14 protein-coding genes and 1 pseudogene are annotated in these 16396 nt (G+C 68.2%); 10 read left to right on the top strand and 5 right to left on the bottom strand.

Features of this window, described 5'->3' with window-relative positions; translation table 11 throughout:
• Positions 1–781: 781 nt before the first annotated feature.
• The gene (locus tag VT85_RS05385) at positions 782–2818 is read left to right on the top strand and encodes a hypothetical protein (protein ID WP_068411643.1); all 2037 of its coding nucleotides are present in this window, start codon (positions 782–784) and stop codon (positions 2816–2818) included.
• 34 nt (positions 2819–2852) lie between these two features.
• Complete coding sequence (locus tag VT85_RS05380; RefSeq protein ID WP_156512691.1) at positions 2853–3980, top strand: leucine-rich repeat domain-containing protein; 1128 nt, start codon at positions 2853–2855, stop codon at positions 3978–3980.
• 56 nt (positions 3981–4036) lie between these two features.
• Here the strand turns inward: VT85_RS05380 and VT85_RS05375 are convergent, their stop codons facing one another.
• The 3 genes from VT85_RS05375 to VT85_RS05365 all read right to left on the bottom strand — a co-directional run bounded on the left by VT85_RS05375 (position 4037) and on the right by VT85_RS05365 (position 7886).
• On the bottom strand, positions 4037–5347 hold the full coding sequence (locus VT85_RS05375; RefSeq protein WP_082858377.1) for a DUF1552 domain-containing protein: 1311 nt from the start codon (positions 5345–5347) through the stop codon (positions 4037–4039).
• A 3-nt stretch (positions 5348–5350) separates the two neighbouring features.
• Positions 5351–7366: a DUF1592 domain-containing protein gene (locus VT85_RS05370; protein ID WP_197491105.1), complete on the bottom strand. Its 2016-nt coding sequence runs from the start codon at positions 7364–7366 to the stop codon at positions 5351–5353.
• Between the two features lie 328 nt (positions 7367–7694).
• Positions 7695–7886, bottom strand: coding sequence for a hypothetical protein (locus VT85_RS05365; RefSeq protein WP_156512690.1), 192 nt, complete (start codon positions 7884–7886; stop codon positions 7695–7697).
• Between the two features lie 559 nt (positions 7887–8445).
• On the opposite strand from VT85_RS05365, the gene VT85_RS05360 reads away from it, so the two are divergent.
• The gene (locus tag VT85_RS05360; RefSeq protein WP_068411627.1) at positions 8446–8964 is read left to right on the top strand and encodes a helix-turn-helix domain-containing protein; all 519 of its coding nucleotides are present in this window, start codon (positions 8446–8448) and stop codon (positions 8962–8964) included.
• On the top strand, positions 8889–9545 hold the full coding sequence (locus VT85_RS05355) for a transposase (protein ID WP_197491104.1): 657 nt from the start codon (positions 8889–8891) through the stop codon (positions 9543–9545). The genes VT85_RS05360 and VT85_RS05355 overlap by 76 nt, the downstream gene beginning before the upstream one ends.
• A gap of 7 nt (positions 9546–9552) precedes the next feature.
• On the opposite strand, the gene VT85_RS05350 is transcribed toward VT85_RS05355, so the two are convergent.
• Complete coding sequence (locus VT85_RS05350) at positions 9553–10329, bottom strand: transposase (protein WP_082858376.1); 777 nt, start codon at positions 10327–10329, stop codon at positions 9553–9555.
• Positions 10326–10883 carry a helix-turn-helix domain-containing protein gene (locus VT85_RS05345; RefSeq protein ID WP_068411620.1) on the bottom strand — a complete coding sequence of 186 codons (558 nt, stop codon included), beginning with the start codon at positions 10881–10883 and terminating at the stop codon, positions 10326–10328. The genes VT85_RS05350 and VT85_RS05345 overlap by 4 nt, the downstream gene beginning before the upstream one ends.
• 194 nt (positions 10884–11077) lie before the next feature.
• Here VT85_RS05345 and VT85_RS26535 point away from each other — a divergent pair.
• From VT85_RS26535 to VT85_RS05315, 6 genes and pseudogenes are all read left to right on the top strand, one after another.
• Positions 11078–12195, top strand: a pseudogene (locus tag VT85_RS26535) (IS630 family transposase).
• 808 nt (positions 12196–13003) lie between these two features.
• Positions 13004–13426 (top strand): RrF2 family transcriptional regulator, encoded by a 423-nt coding sequence (locus VT85_RS05330; RefSeq protein WP_068411609.1) that lies wholly within the window; start codon positions 13004–13006, stop codon positions 13424–13426.
• A 79-nt stretch (positions 13427–13505) separates the two neighbouring features.
• On the top strand, positions 13506–14075 hold the full coding sequence (locus VT85_RS05325) for a DUF3365 domain-containing protein (protein WP_197491103.1): 570 nt from the start codon (positions 13506–13508) through the stop codon (positions 14073–14075).
• A gap of 78 nt (positions 14076–14153) precedes the next feature.
• A complete protein-coding gene (locus VT85_RS05320; protein ID WP_068411607.1) occupies positions 14154–14498 on the top strand; it encodes a cupin domain-containing protein in 345 nt (114 codons plus the stop codon).
• A gap of 17 nt (positions 14499–14515) precedes the next feature.
• The gene (locus VT85_RS27375) at positions 14516–14764 is read left to right on the top strand and encodes a hypothetical protein (protein WP_156512689.1); all 249 of its coding nucleotides are present in this window, start codon (positions 14516–14518) and stop codon (positions 14762–14764) included.
• 98 nt (positions 14765–14862) lie between these two features.
• A complete protein-coding gene (locus tag VT85_RS05315; RefSeq protein ID WP_068411604.1) occupies positions 14863–15957 on the top strand; it encodes a carbon-nitrogen hydrolase family protein in 1095 nt (364 codons plus the stop codon).
• Positions 15958–16396 lie beyond the last annotated feature (439 nt).

Raw genomic sequence — 16396 nt, 5'->3', positions numbered from 1 at the left:
CGGGCCGGCCTCCGCCCACCTCAACGCGAAGAGGATCTGCCCCTCGGTGAACTTCGATTTCCTCATGGCTCAAGGCTCCTTTCAGGGGAGCCTCATCGCATCCGATTCCTCGGATGCGATGGGCCATTTCCCGGGGGCAGGTCATACAAGTGAAGGACCGGTTTTCGAGACCGGGCCATATTACCTCCGAGACGTAGTGAATCGAGGCCTTTCCACTTTTTCTCGCGAATCCGGGAGTTCACGCATAGGCCATCCCCTATGCCTTCAGTGAGACGCGCCAGCCAGCAGTGGCGATGTCACACAGCCCGATCGGTGATCATCGTGGCTTGTCCCCGTTTCCTGATCCGGGGAATGCCATCCGGTTGAGCCGATCAGCCTACCCGAGCAGACCTTTTCGAAGGACCGATTACGGTAAGATCAGGTGGGGATAATTCCTGCCGCGCCGTTTCTGGCAGCGGGGCACGACGCAATCCGGACGGACCGGGCGAATGATCCGTGCGGGCGGCGGAGTTCCGGGAGGCGATGACGCAAGCCACCGCAGCGCGTCCACGAAGCTCATCCGGTCCGGGGGCATGCCCTGGCGTCGTCCCGCCTCTGAGATCACCAACCGCACCAGATTGTAAGACAGCGGCCCGGACCCGACCCCGTCCAGGTGCCTCTGCAGGTCGGCCGGGTCCTGGTACACCCGGTGTCGGGACGCTGGCGTACAGCTGACCGGCGAGGCTATGATCGAATGCGGGATTGCCCGTGAAACAGGCCGGAACCCGAGGGCTGCGAGACAATGCTCACTGCGAATCGATCGGCTCTCGGCTCCTCGGCTCGCCCCGCGGTCCTGGCGATCGCAATCTGCCTCGATCTGATCGTTTCGGCCCGCACGCTGCCGGCCGAGGTGGCGGACCGGCAGGCCGCCGAATGGGTAATCTTGATGGGCGGGGCGGTCCGCGTCGAGGGAGAGGGGTGCATCCGCGAGTTGACGGGGCTGCCGGAGGGCGACTTCCGCCTCGAGGCGGTGGACCTGGTGGGGACGAATGTCAACCCACCCGACCTCGAGAGACTGGCCGGCCTCGCGCGACTGAGGGCCCTGCATCTGCCCGGACCGATGTGGAATCCGGGCGCGGGGTCGAGCATCGATTACAGCCGCGAGCTGCGCCACGTCGCGGGCATTCCCACCCTGGAGGAGCTGACCTTCAGCCCCACCTATCTTGAATCGATCAAGTTCGAAGATTCGGGGCTCGAAGCCATCGCCGCGCTCGGCACAAGCCTCCGGGTGCTGAGCCTGGGGGATACCCAGGTGCGGGGTCGTCATCTGGCCCGATTCACAAAGCTCGAGGCGCTGGACCTGGTCTATTGCCCGGTGGACGACGAGGGCCTGGGCCAGTTGCAGGGCCTGACCGGGCTGCGGCGGCTCCTCTTGCGGGACGCCACCATCAGCGACGAGGGCCTGCGGAACCTCCGCGGCCAGGTGAACCTCGAGTGGCTCGATCTCGGCGGGACGAAGATCACGGATGCTGGGGTCGCGCACCTGCGCGGGATGACGAAGCTGAAGAAGCTGAACCTTCAGGGCGCCGCGCTCACGGACCAAGGCGTCCGCCACCTGGCGGATATGGCGGCGCTCGAAGAATTGAACCTGTACGGGACGAAGGTCACGAACGCGGGCGTGGAGGTGCTCAGGGGCCTCGGACACCTCACGGCCGTCGACCTGCGCTACTCGCGCGTGACCCGCGCCGGCGTGGATCGCCTCCGGGATGCGCTGCCCCGGTGTCGTCTGGCCTTCCTCGACTCCTCGGTCCGGCCCGCCCTCCCCGCGACGGCGGATCAGGTCGTGGCCGGCGAGGGAGACCGGGCGGTAGGGCGATGGGTGGGCTCGATCGGCGGCCGGGCGGACTTCGAGGACGGGCAGTTGCGGGAGATCTCCCTGGCATCGACGAGCGTGACCGACGAGCTGCTCCGAAACCCGGCCGCCTCGGGGTCGCTGCGCAAACTGGACCTCTCCTGTACCGAGATCGGCGATCGCGGCATCGAGCACCTGGCGCGGCTGACCAACCTCGAGGTGCTCAACCTGGAAGGTACGGCGATTTCCGATGACGGCCTGGCACCCCTGGCCGGCCTGTCCCGCCTACGCGAGCTGGGTCTGTCGCACACCCGGATCACCGGCACCGGGCTGAAGCACCTGCGAGGGCTGGGGCTTGAGCGGCTCCGCCTCTCTGGCTCGCCCGTCAATGACCGAGGATTGGCCCACCTGGCCGAGATCCCGACGCTCCGAGAGTTGACTCTGGCCTATAGCGACGTGACCGACGCCGGGCTGGCTCCCCTGGAGTCGCTCGGGGCCCTCCGACGCCTCGACCTGGCGGGGACGGACATCGGGGACGGGGGCCTCCCGAGGCTGGGGCGCATGACGGGCCTCACGTCCCTCCTGCTCAACTACACGCGCATCACCGACGCCGCGATGCCCCAACTGGCGAGCCTGGATCAGCTCCAGGAGCTGGGGCTGATCCGGACCCGGGTCACCGACAAGAGCATGCCGGTCGTGGGTCGCTTCTCCCGGCTCGCGGCCCTGAACCTCGACTACACCGACGTGGGCGACAAGGGATTGGAGGCGCTCGGTGGCCTGACGAATCTCCGGGACCTCAGCCTCGACAGCACCGGGGTCACGGACGCGTCCGCGGGCCGGCTGGGGCGATTTGAGCAACTCCGCAGGCTCAACCTCTACCACACGTTCGTCACGGAGCAAGGGTATCGGCAGCTCCGCGCGGCGCTGCCGAACAGCGAGATCATCTTCGACGCCAGGTCGAGCGATCCGAAGCGACGACGGAGCTGATCGGCCTCGCGCGAGGCCCGAACCGAGACCCCCGATGCGAGCGGCAGCGATCATGAACCAGATTCTTTTAGGCCCGTGGCTCATCGCGGTCGGCCTGACCATGGCGGCGACGGCCGCCGTGGCCGGAGACGACCCCGGCGCCCAGCTCGCCGAACTGGGCGCCCGCCTGGTCCGCAACGCCGACGGGGAGACGATCGGCGTCGACCTGGGCGACGCCTGGGTGACGGACGAGGATCTCGCGAAGCTGGCGCGCCTGCCGCGGCTGGAAGTGATCAGCCTGGCTTCGACGAAGATCACGGACCTGGGCCTAGAGCACCTGGCCCCACTCGAGGGGGTCCTGAGCCTCGACCTGGAGCACGCGGAGGCCGTCACGGACCAGGGGATCGCCTATCTGAAGCACTGGAAGCGACTGGAACAGCTCAACTTGCGCGGCACGAAGGTGACCAGCTCGGTCTTCGAGCACATCGCGCGCATGACGAGGCTCCGCGCACTCGACGTCGGCCACAGCCGCGTCAACGACGACTCCTTCGAGCTGCTCGAGGGCCTCGATCGACTCGAACGACTCTCGTTCGGCGGGAACAAGATGAGCGGCGACGGCCTGACGTCCCTGAAGGCCTTGCCCGCGCTCAGGGAGCTGAGCGTCTCCGGCCAGCAGAGGACCGACTCCGGCCTCTGGAGCGTCGCGGTGACGGACTTCAACATCGGCCACCTGGCGCAACTGCAACGGCTCGAGGTCCTCGACCTGGGCGAGACGGGTGTCTCGGATCGGGGGGTCGCGCAGCTCGCGCCGCTGAAGGAGCTGCGCACGCTCGACCTCCGGGCGACCCGGGTGACCGGGAAGGGGATTGCATCTCTGGCCGGCCTGCCGGCGTTGCGGCATCTGAAGCTCGGGAGGGCCGCGGGCATCGACGACGCCGCGGTCCCCGCGTTCCTGAAGCTGGAGTCCCTGGAAGTCCTCGAGGTGCCGGAGACGGGCCTCACCGCGCGGGGGCTGGCGCAGCTCTCCGCGAAGAAGGGTTTGAAGCGGCTCTTCATCGGCGGCCTCGACGTCGCGCCCGAGGACGTGGAGTCGCTCCGCGAGGCCCTGCCGGATTGCCGGGTGAGTTGGTGGAAGAAGCCCGCGACCCGGGAACCCGAGCCGGGGCGGCGTGGCGGCCAGTGAGCGGTTGTCGAACCGAAGGGGATCGGCCTCCCGGCCGCCCCCCTTCAGGATGACCCTCAAACGATCTCCACCAGCTTCTTCTCGCCCGTCGGGAAGTTGGCGATCGGCGCGCCGACGACTTCCTCGGCCAGGGTGAGATACAGGTCGCCCACCGTCCCGGTCATGCGGGTGTGGAGGCCTGTCTTCATCTGGCCGGCGTGGCCCGCGGCGATCATGGCCAGGCCGGCGTTCTTGTGGGAATTGGCCTCGGCGTGCTCGTGGACGAACAGGGCGCAGGTGTGGTCGAGCAGGGTGCCGTCGCCCTCTGGGATGGATTTCAGCCTGCCGAGGAAGTAGGCGAATTCCTCGACGTGCCACCGGCAGATGTCGCGCATGATGCGCTGGCCTTCGGGCGATTCCACCCGGCCGTGGGTGTATTCGTGGTGCCGCTCGTAGGTGTAGCCCAGCCAGGGGAACCGCGAGAGCCCCTGACACTTGGTCAGCATGAACGAGGCGACCCGGGTCTGGCGCGAGGCCAGCGCGTGCACCAGGAGGTCGGCCTGGAGCTTCGCGATCCGCGGCCAGTCCTTCAGGTCGCCCCCCTCCGACGGCCGCTCGACGACCTGCGAATATTCGGGCGGCAGGCTCGCGATCGACCGCTCCAGGCTGCGCACCGAGGTCAGATACTCTTCGAGTCGCTGACGATCGCCATGCCCCAGCGCCGACTGGAGCGACTTCGCCTCGTCGCCCACGGCGTCGAGGATGCTCTTCTTGCGCTCGATCCAGTACGGCTCCTTGGAGCCGAACAGGCGATCGAACAGCCGATGCGGGATCATCTCGGGCGGCAGCGGGCGATCGCGGCCGGCCCAGCTCAGATTCCGCTGAATGCTCTCGCCGAAGGATTCCTGGCAGACGCCGACTTGCAGGGAGCGGAATCGGCTGTCGTCGCCGATCTTCTGGGCGATCACCTGGTCGATGGACGGGCCGCCCGCGCCGCGGCCCGAGAACATCGCGCCCGAGACGAGGCCGCTCATCGAATTGTGGTGGCCGTTGCCCGGCCCGGGGAGGCGAGCGGCCGGATTATCGACGCCGCTGAGGACGTGGATGTCCCGGCGAAATCGGGCCAGCGGCTGGAGGCAGGGGGTCATCTCGTAGTCCGGGCCGTCCTCGCGCGGGATCCAGTATTTCTCGATGATCCCATTGCCATTGAACCAGAGCACGAAGCGGGTCTCGATCGGCCGGGCCGCGGCTCCCGCCTCGGCGGCGTAGGCCGTGCCGCTGGAGTTGAAGAACGCCTCGAACGCAGGTAAGCCGACCTGGATGGTGGCCCCCGAAAGGCCCACGCCCCGCAGGAACCGCCGCCGGGACAAGTCGTTTCGTGGTGTCATGAGTCAACCCGAGCCCTTCTGGAGGAAGAGGTCCGACATGACCAGCGCGAGGAGCAATTCCCGGAACCGGAAGCCCGAGCCGCGGAACTTCGCCACCAGCGCCTCGATGACCGGCTGGTCGTTCGGGGTCTCCTGCCGGCCGAACGCGTACCGGAACAACTGCTTGACGATGGCCCGCTGGCATGTCTTGCTCTCGGCGAGCAGGCGGCCCAGTTCCCGGGGCGTCGAGAAGGCCGAATCGGCCATCCCCTCGATCGAACCGGACGTGTCGACCTCGATTTCCCGAGTGATCGGCCTGCGCTCGCGCGCCTGATCACCCCGGGGGCCCGCGAACTGGAGCACCATCTTCTCCCGGAACACGCCGACCGCGTCGTATTGCTCGAATCCCAGCCCGATGGGGTCGATCAGTCGATGGCAGCCCGCGCACGACTCGCTGTTCAGGTGAACGGCGAGCCGCTGGCGGTTCGTCAACGGCGCGTCCTCCGTGACCGTCGGCAAGTCGGTGTTGACGCCCGCCGGGGGCGGCGGGACCTCCTGGCCGAGGAACTGGTTGCGGATGAACAGCCCCCGCGCGGTCGGCGAGGTTTCCGCGGGCTTGCTCGTCAGCACCAGGAAGCTGCCATGCCCCAGCACCCCGGAGCGACCGGAATCGGCCGGATAGTCGACCTTCGCGAAATCCTCGGCGGGGGCCGGCAGGCCGTAAAGCCGTGCGAGGTCGGCGTTCACGAAGGTGTAACCGGCGGTGAAGAACCCCCGGAAATCCCGGTCGCCCCAGACGAGATCTTCGAAGAGGCGCCGCGTCTCCTCGACCATCGCCGCGGCGACCTCGGCGTTGAATTCGCGGAACCGTCGGCGATCGCGCGTGGCCTCCAGCGCCCGGTCGAAGCGCATCCACTGCGCCAGGAATTCGGCCATCGCCCCCCGGGCGCGGGTGTCATCGAGCATCCGGCGCGCGATGGCCTCGACCTGCACGGTCGTCGCCAGCTCGCCCCTTCCAGCGGCAGCCAGTAAGTCGTCGTCTGGCATCGTGTCCCAGAGGAAGTACGAGAGCCGGCTGGCGACTTCATACGGTGCGTCGGGGCTGCCGGCCCCGCGCTCGACCCGGAAGAGGAAATGCGGAGACTGGAGCATGACCTCGACGACCAGGGAGGCCCCGGCGTGGAAGTCCTTCCTGCGACCGGCCTCCCCCAGGAACAGCCCGGTGTAGCGGCTGACTTCATCATCCTTCAGGGGGCGTCGGAACGCCTTGAGGCCGAACTGCCGGACGAACTCGCCCGCACCCTCGGCGTCGGTCGGCGACGCGGGCTGGCGGGGGATCAGGTGGTGGTGGTCTCCTCCCCGAAACGCAGCTAGGGCGAGCCGCTCGGCCGCCCGGCTGTAGGCTTCCGCCTGGAGCGGCGAGACCCCCTGACCCTCCGCCTGATTCTTGAAGCCGTTGACGAAATCTTCCTTCGGGAAGCCACTGGCGAGCTGGCTCTGGTCGCCGAGCAGGTCGCGCACGGTGTGGTTGTATTGGCTATGCGTCAGTCGACGCACACTCAGCGACTCCAGCCCACGCCGCTCGAATCGGGCGACCCGCTCCCGCGCCTGTCGCACCTGGTCATCCGAGAGGCCGGCCAGGTAGTCGATCCAGGCCCGCAACGCTTCCTCCTCGTCGCCGCCCGGCTTGATCCGCTGGCCGCCGGCGTGCTTGACGCGCTTCGTCGGCTTCCGCAGCAGCAACGACCGCTCGGGGTCCGTGCGGTCGACCAGGTCGATCAGGCCGAGACCGAACGCCGTGATCCGATCTCGGCCGGCATCCGGCTCGGGGAAGGCGAGCCGCGTCTCGGAGGCCACGCCGTTGTCGCCGTGGCAACGCTCGCACTGGACGGCGTGCAACGCCGGGTACACCGCGTTGGCGAAGTACGATTCATCGACAACGCGGCGCGACCGCGAGGAATCGTCCGGCGTGGCTATGGCGGGCGTCGCGGCGATGAGCGCGACCGAGATCAGCAACCGCACCGGCCATCGCCCGCCCATGGCGTTCCTCCCGCCCTCGCCCAGCATCTACGCATCATGAATCGCGCAGATCGGACGCCCAATCGTTCAGGGCCCGTGACCCGCGACATCCATCGCGAATTAAGGATCGTATCACGAGAGCTCTTGTTTGACAACTTTTAAACCGGCGAAATCCCCCGGATCGGGGCTGCCGTTGGCGTGCTGGCTTGCCGGACGCCGGGGCGGCCTGGACCTGCTCCGATGGCCGCCGCTCGCCCTCGGATCTCGGCGCTCGGATCGTCTGCCAACCGCTTCGGCGCCGGGATCACCGAGCTGGCGCCCGGCCCGGCGAGCCCAAGGAACTTGACCGCTAGCAGGCGGACGGCCTCCGTTGGTAGGCGGTGCGGCGGCACTGGGTCAGGATGGCGGCGGCCTGCAGGGTGGCGAAGCGGAGGTAGGTCGGTTGGGTTAAGGCCGTGACGAGTTGGCTGAGGAGCGGTAGCGCCTCCGGGGGCAGGATGGGTATGGTGCCGTCCCCGGTCGGTGGTCGTGGGAAGCCCATGCAACTCCCCCGGCTGTCGAACGTCGCGGCATCAGGAATCGGCATCGGTCGAGGTGAGGGGGCCTGACGGATGCGCCGCACCATATCCGGTCGGCGCCGGGCGGATCGAAATGGCCCACTCCAGAGCCCTGGGCCGGTCTTCGGGACCGGCCCCCGTCGTCCCTTGAGATTCGTCTGGAGAATGAGCCAGTTTCGCGGACTGGCCCACGCTGCCCATACGATTCGACCGGAGGATGGTCCAGTCTTCGTGACCGGTTCTCGCCGTTCATGGGAACTCAGCGGCGGGATGGTTCGGTTTCGACGACCAGCCCATCATCCCATAATGATCCCGTCCCGCTAACGTACGGACGGCGCAGACGGGAAGACATCAGGCGACACTCGCGATCGAAAGGTGCGTTGAGTGCTTCGGTCCGCCAAACCGGCGCATTCCCTGGCTCAGCCTGGCCCGATGCGAAATCCTGCCTGGGCTGCTGCGTGGCAGGCCCTCGGTCACGCGGGGTTTTCGGCCTAGTGTCGTCTCACAACTGATCCCGTGAGAGGCGGCCGTCGTAGTAGGGGTATGAAGCCGCCCCTGTTCGTCCGTCCGTTCTCCCCCGAGGAGTCCCAGGCCCTCCGGGCCGGCCTCCGATCGCCCTCGGCCTTCACCCTGCGGCGCTGCCAGATCCTCCTGGCCAGCGCCGAGGGCCTCAAGCCCTCCGCGATCCGCGCCCGGCTCGGCTGCGCCACCCAGACCGTCCGCGACGCCATCCGCGCCTTCGCCGCCGAGGGGCTCGCCTGCCTCCGTGCCAAGTCGCACCGCCCCCGATCGGCCCGGCCGGCCCTCGAGGCCGAGGCCGCCAAGCGGCTCCGCGCCCTGCTGCACCGCAGCCCGCGCGACTTCGGCAGGCCGACCTCGCTCTGGACCCTCGCGCTGGCCGCCGAGGCGGCGTTCGCCGAGGGCGTCACCGCGCGGGTGATGAGCGGCGAGTCGGTCCGTCGGACGCTGAAGCGCCTGGGCGTGGGGTGGAGGCGGGCCAAGACCTGGATCACCAGCCCCGACCCGGCCTACTCGCGCAAAAAGGGGCGCGCGACCGGCTGATCCGCCTGGCCGAGGCCAACCCCGACTGGGTGCTCGGCTACCAGGACGAGGTGTGGTGGAGCCGGCTGGCGCGGCCCGAGCTGCGCGCCTGGGCCGGCGGTGAGCCGTTGCGGCTGCACGAACCGCCGGCCGACCCCGCCGACCGCGAGCCCAAGGCGCTGGCCTGCTACGGCCTGCTGCGGGCCGACACCGGCGGGATGCTGCGGCGGTTCGTGCGAGGGCGGCCGGTCAGCCAGGTGACCGAGGACTTCCTGGCCTGGGCGTGCCGGCGGCTGGCGGCCGAGGGGAAGCGCGCCCTGCTACTCATCTGGGACAACGCCGCCTGGCACGTCAGCGCCCGGGCGAGGGGCTGGATCAAGGCGCACAACCGTCGGGTGAAGCGCGAGGGCGGGGTGCGGATCGTGGCCTGCTTCCTGCCGATCAAGGCGCCGTGGCTCAACGCGATCGAGCCGAAGTGGGTCCACGGCAAGCGCGCCATCGTCGAGCCGAAGCGGAAGCTGACCGCCGCGGAGGTCGAGGAGCGGGTCTGCGGCTACTACGGCTGCGAACGACTCGATCGCCTCACACAGCAAGTCCCGTGATCCTGTACTAGTGGGTCACTTGGATTGCCTGTGGCCATAAGTCGGCACGCCGCGGGACCGGGACACGCGAGCAGGCCCCCGAGCCGCCGAGGTGGTGACGGCGCTCACGCTGCCGCCGCCGCCGGGCCGCCCGCTTGCCGCCCCACTGGAACGGCGTCGGCGCCGCGTCCCAGTGCCGCGCCGCGGCTTCATACCACGCGATGATCTGGGCCGCGTCGGTCGGGTACTGCCCGTCCAGCGCCCGGCGCTTGAGGATCCGCTGCAGGCTCTCGGCCATGTTCAGCCAGGAGCCGCCCACCGGCGTGTACAGCGGCATGATCCCGTGGTCGAACAGCCAGCACACCAGCTCGGGCGTCTTGTGGCCGGCCAGGTTGTCGAGCACCAAGAGCATCCGCAACGGCGGCGGTGCCTCCGGGAGCGTCGGCACGACCGTGAGGCCCTCCTGCCAGCGTTCCCAGGCCCCACGCCAGCCGTCGTCCGGCGTCGCCGGAGGGTCGGGCATCGCGGCAAGGATGGCCGCCAGTTCGCGCTTCAGCCAGGGGTGCAGGACGGCGTTGGGGCAGGCCGTCACGCCGCTGACGCGGGCGTGGCCGTCGGCCGGGCGGAACAGCGTCAGGGCCTTCGCCGTGCCGTCGCGGAGGTACTCGTGCGGCTGGCGCGCCGGGTCCCCTTCGGGGCGCCACGACCGTCCCGGGTAGGGGACCGTCTGGTAGGGGCCGGCCTGGTCGGTGCACCAGACCTCCAGCCCCGACGACGTACCCGTGAGGTAGGCCGCCTCGATCAAATTTTTTTCGCATCAGAATCCGGGTCGGCGACCTGGACCGGCCCGACCTTGCGGCGGCGCAGCGCCTTGCCGGTGGGGCACCAGGTCCGAGTGCGCTGGTAGCTGGCCCCGGACTCGCGCAGGACGCGGCGGATGGTATAGGTCGAGACCTTCGGCAGGCCGTCGGCGGCCGCGCGGAGCGTCCGCTGCAACGTCGAGAGCGACCAGGTGGCGGTGCCGTCGCCCTCCGGGGTCGGCGCCCGGGCCGCCTCGGCGGCGATCCGCGCCCGCTCCTGCGGGCCGTAGGTCGGGCTCCGCCCGCCGCCGTGGCGGGGCTTCAACGCCTCAAGGCCCTCGGCGTTGAAGCGGGCGACCAGGTGCGAGACGGCGTCGCCGGAGCGGCGGCCGACGGCGCGGGCCGCGTCCTGGTAGTCGTCGCCGGCGGCGACGGCCAGCAGGATCTTGGCGCGGACGACCTCGGCGGCCGGGGCGGCCGAGGACCGACTGAACTGGACCAACTCCCGTCGCTCCGCGTCGGTCAGCTCGCGGAGCGGGTCCTTCTTCTGGCGCGACATGGCGGCCTCCCTGGTGCGAGAAGCCACCGATTGTACTCGCACTCAGGTCTTATGGCTACGGGCATGGCACTTGACCCACTAGTGGTCGAACGCAGTGAATCTTGGCAGCCTTTTCGCTATCCTGGCTTGCTAGTGGTCGAACGCAGTGAATCTTGGCAGCCTTTTCGCTATCCTGGCTTGCTAGGAGGAGTGACATGGCGAAGCGACACGTCGTAGAGCTGACGGATGACGAACGAGCCGCCCTGGAGCAGTGGGAGGCGGGCTCGCTGACCCGTCGCCAGCGATACCGAGCTCGGATCCTGCTCCGAGCCGACGCCGGCGACACCGACGAGGAGATCGCCGACGAGGTCGGCGTCTCGATCGGCACGGTGGCCAACGTCCGCCGCCGGTACGCCGCCGGCGGCTTCGAGGCCGCCCTCCGCGACAAGCCCCGCCCCGGCGCCAGGCCGGTCCTCGACGGCAAGGCCGAGGCGATCGTCGTCGCCACGGCGTGCAGCCCGGTCCCCGAGGGCCGGGCCGTCTGGACCGCCCGGATGATCGCCGACCGCCTGGTCGAACTCCAGGTGGTCGAGAGCGTCTCGGAGGACACCGTCCTCCGGGTCCTCAAAAAAGCGACCTCAAGCCGTGGCAGAAGAAGTCGTGGTGCCTCCCCAAGGGCGTAGACGGCGAGTTCATCCACCGCATGGAGGACGTGCTGGAATTGTACGCCGAGCCGTACGACGAGGCCCGCCCGGTGGTCTGCTTCGACGAGGCGAGCAAGGAGCTGCGGGGCGACGTCGCCGAGCCGATCCCGCCGGCGCCCGGGTCGCCGGCGAAGCAGGACTACGAGTACACGCGGCACGGCACGGCCAACCTGTTCGTGATCGTCGAGCCCCTGGCCGGCCGTCGGCGCGTCACGGTGACGGATCGGCGGACGATCCCGGACTTCGCCGCCCAGATGAAACATCTCTGCGACGAGATGTATCCGGAGGCGGAGGTGATCAGGGTGGTGCTGGACAACCTGAACACGCACGCGTTCGGGTCGCTGTTCGCCACCTACCCGCCGGACGAGGCGTGGCGGCTGGCCCGTCGTCTGGATTTCCACTTCACGCCGAAGCACGCCAGCTGGCTGAACATGGCGGAGTGCGAGTTGAGCGTCTTGAGCCGGCAATGCCTCGCCCGCCGGCTGTCGGACAAGGAGTCCGCGGCAAGAGAGGTCGGTGCATGGGAGGCGGAACGGAATCGGCTCGGAGTCAAGCTGGTGTGGGGCCTTCGCGTCGCCGACGCGCGACGAAAACTCTCCCGACTCTACCCACAGAATCTACTGCGGTAGACCACTAGGTGACGGGGTTTACGCTCTTGCTCTCTACGTGACGCGGAAATCCAGGGAATTACAGCCCGGAAATGCACCGTCATGCTTGGACTTGCACGCCCCCCGTTTCGTCGTATCTCTAGTGGATCGCCGGTCTTGAGGTCGGAGGTCCGACAGGAACCGTTGCGCTTCCCAAGCTGGACGTCAGGGGTTCAAATCCCCTCGCCCGCTCTAAACCTAACTCGCGACTCGAAACCTCGATTTAGGTGACCCCTCCCAGGCGGAGGAGACGGCCGCCAGGCTTCGCAAGAGCATGACTCGGCAATGCTCGCAGCCGAAGGCGGGCCACCATCTCATGGGCCGATGCCCCGATTCCAATCCTGGACCGGTGTTTCCTCACTCCCGACTTTCAGACGCGATAGACGGCATCAAGCCCTGATCGCGTGACGCGACGCCTCGACGGCGACTCCCGAGTTCGTCTCGGTGGACCTACGGGAGCGGGTGCTCAGAACGCAACAGCGTTCGTTGGTTTGACGTTTTGACGTAAAGCTGTCGTTCGTCGAGCGGCCGCCGCAGCGACGAACTGGGAGCGGAAGCCCGAGGACGCCGAGGCGGAACGGCACGACTGCGCCGCCGGCATCCTGGATTCCTTCCTGTTCCGCACGGCTCCCAGAGACGCGATGATGCGCGTTCTTCGCAAGATCCGTTCGCAATAAGCCCTCTCCCGGAGCGTCGGGGCGAAAATCACCACCATGACGAGCGCCTTGAACCTTCAATCCAATTCCTGTACCTTCCGTTCAGGATTAGCAGGAATAAAGCTCGGGGTTGCATGAGACTTTCACTCCAGACCGATTACGCGCTGCGGACGTTGCTGTACCTCGCGACGCGGACGGTGCGGACTCCTGTGGCCGACGTGGCGGGATTCTTCGGGATCTCGACGCACCACGTCGGCAAGGTCGTGCACCAGCTCGGTCGGCTAGGGTACGTCAGGAATCATCGCGGCCCCGGCGGCGGCATCGAGCTGGCCAGGGAGCCGCGCGACATCACGGTGGGCCAGGTGGTCCTCGATTTCGAAGGAAACATGCATCTGCTCGAATGCGTCGCCGCGCCGGATCGGTGCGCGATCCAGCCCGGCTGCACGCTCCGCGGGGTCCTGGCCGAGGCCGAACGCCTGCAGCTGGACTACCTTCACGGGATCACGCTGGAATCCCTCCTCCCAGTCCCCCTCGATCTGACGATCTTCAAAGCTTGACGGAGCGTCTCGTCTCATTCACCAGTGTCGTTGTATCGATCGGTTCGACCTTCATGCAAAATGGAAACGGAGTGTGGCGATGATTCTGCATAAGCGAACGTGGCTAGGATTGGCTTGCTTCGGCGCGGCGGCGGCGGCGCTCCTGGCCACGGTCTCGACCGGGGTCGCCCGGGGGGTCGACGCGGGGACGGAATCCAACGCGAAAGCCGAGGTCGAAGCCGAAACGGACCCTGCGCTGGAGCGGACGCGCGAACAGGTCCAGATGCTCGACGGCCTGTACAAGAACGCGGTGGTCTCGATCACCACGAGGTACGTGGCGGGGCAGGACGAGCAACCCGCCATCATGGTCGCCCAGGACATCTTCGGGGCGATGCGGAAGGAGGGGTGGCACTCGGCCAAGCTGGTGGACGCCACGGGCGAGCCGCTGGACGACGCCAACGCGCCGCGCACGGATTTCGAGAAGGATGCGGCCCGGGAGATCAACTCGGGCAAGCCCTACTTCGACCGCGTCGTCGGCGAAGGGAACGACCGCCGGCTCCTGGCCGCGACCGTCGTCCCGGTCGTCATGCAGAAGTGCGCCGACTGCCACACGCACAAGAAAGTCGGTGAGATCCTGGGCTTCATCCGTTACGATATCCCGATCAAGTGATCGGAGCCGCGGATCAGGATTTTGGGAAGGGTCGGGATCTCGGTTCCGACCCGCCTCCTCCTCGAAGGAAGAAATCTCATGGCGATCCCGCATGCCCATCCGGGGGAGGTCGTCGACGTACGGCCGCTCGGCCCCGCTCTGGTGAACGCGATCACGACCGCCCTGATCAAAACCGAGGCCCTGGAGGTGATCCGCCTCGTCGTTCCGAAGGGGAAGGAGATATCCGCCCACTCGACTCCGGGGGCGATTACGCTCCAGTGTATCGAGGGCCGAATCGCCTTCACGTCGGGCGGGACGCAGCGTGAGCTGGACGCCGGTCAACTCCTCTATCTCGAGGGCGGACGACCCCACTCGGTCCTGGGGATCGAAGACGCCTCCCTCCTCCTGACGATCACCTTCCCCCGACACCCCGCGCGGGGATAAGGGATAAGGACCTTGTCATGAGTCCAACGGATGAGACGGGCAAGCACCATGACGCCGCCCCGGCTTCCGTCCCGGAAGATGCGGACGCTGTGGCTCCCGGCCACGCCCTGGAAGAGCCCGGAGGTCGCGGAGGTCGGATCGATTTCGGTTCGGCGATGGATCTCGTCGACCAGGCGTCGCAGGAGTCGTTCCCGGCTAGCGATTCGCCCGGCTGGACGATCACGATCGACCCTCCGAACCCCGATCGGGAGCAGGCCGAGGAATAGTCCAACTCGGTCGTCAAGCTCGTAAGCCGGATCGGACTCCCGAACACCCGGTCGGTGCTCCGAAGCTCTTGCCCGTCACCCTTCCCGGAGCGGCTGCGATGCGAGGACTCCTTCTCCCGGTTCATCTCGGACTGGCGATCATGATCGGCGTCGGCCTGGCCGAAGCAGCAGCAGGTGAGGCCCCCCAAGAAGCGTCCCGTGCCGAAGCGCCGCCGATCGCGAAGGGCGATCGACCGTCCCGTAAGGTCGTCGTCGGCACGGCCATTTTCGGCCCGCATGGCGATTATCCCGGGCTGCAGGAGCGGCTGGAGATCCTGAGCGGCCTGATCGACGAGATGGCCCGAAAGGCTTCGGCGCAGAGCCCCGGCCGGGGGCTCGACCTGGCGATCCTCCCCGAGACGGTCGTGACAGCGAGCGGCGGGGAGGCTCGCGATCGGGCCATCCCTCTCGACGGCCCGGTCAAGGAAACCTTCGGCGGCCTGGCCCGCAAGCACAGGTCTTACATCCTCGCCACGATGGACCTGGCCGAACCGGGACCGGAAGCGACCGTTTATTCCAACGCCGCGATCCTCTTCGACCGCCGCGGCGAGGTCGTCGGGATCTATCGCAAGCGACACCCCGTCGCGTACGTCGGCAGCGACGTGCTGGAGGGGGGCGTCACGCCGGGTCGAGAGTGCCCGGTGTTCGATTGCGATTTCGGCAAACTCGGGATCCAGATCTGCTGGGACGTCCAGTACGACGAAGGCTGGGACGCGCTGGCGAAGGCCGGGGCCGAGATCGTCGCCTGGCCCACGGCTTCCCCGGCCACGCTCACCCCCTCGGCGCAGGCCGCCCGGCACCGCTACTACGTCGCGTCGAGCGTCTGGCGGAACAACGCCACGATCTACGAACCGACGGGGATGGTGGCGGCCCGGATCGAGGAGCCCTCGCGCGTCCTCGTCCACGAACTCGACCTGAGCTACGCCATCCTCGGCTGGTCGGGCTTTCTCCGCAACGGCGAGGCCCTTCGGGAACGGTACGGCGAGCGGATCGGGTTCCACTACGACCCGAGAGAGGACATGGGGCTGTTCTGGTCCAACGATCCAACGACGACCATCGGCGCGATGGTCCGCTCGATCGGCGGCGAGGAGCTTGACGTCCAGGTCGAGCGTAATCGCCGCTTGCAGGAACCGGCCCGCCTCCCCTCCCCTTGAGGTTCGTGGCCCGATCGCGGCCTCACGCTCCCGTCGCGGTCGAATTCGCGGAGTCCAGCCGGCGCCTCGTCCCGGCCCGGGGGCCCTCGCGTCGCGAGACGGCCCTGGCGACTCGTTTCGAAGTCGGTCATGGACGAGGCCCGCGAACCGGCCTGGCGTCATCGGTGTCTCAGCTCGTGCAGACGTCTCGATCCTTCAGGGGAATCCGATCATGAAGTCCACTTCGCTTCTCGGCCAGACCTCCACGCACCTCGCCCTGGTCGGCACCTGAAGGCTCGCTCCCGGCCTCGGGAAGCCTGACCGACCGTGACGGAGGCGCGTCGTCGTCCCTCGTCCATTGGTTTGAATTCCCGTAAAATCCGTGAGCCTCGCCATGCCCGCGACGACTGCATCGAGGGACCGCTCCCGGTCTCTCGTGGATCGCTCCGTGCGCAAAATC

It is taken from the genome of Planctomyces sp. SH-PL62 (assembly GCF_001610895.1).
Lineage (GTDB): Bacteria > Planctomycetota > Planctomycetia > Isosphaerales > Isosphaeraceae > Paludisphaera.
This window is presented reverse-complemented; position numbering and strand designations above follow the sequence as displayed.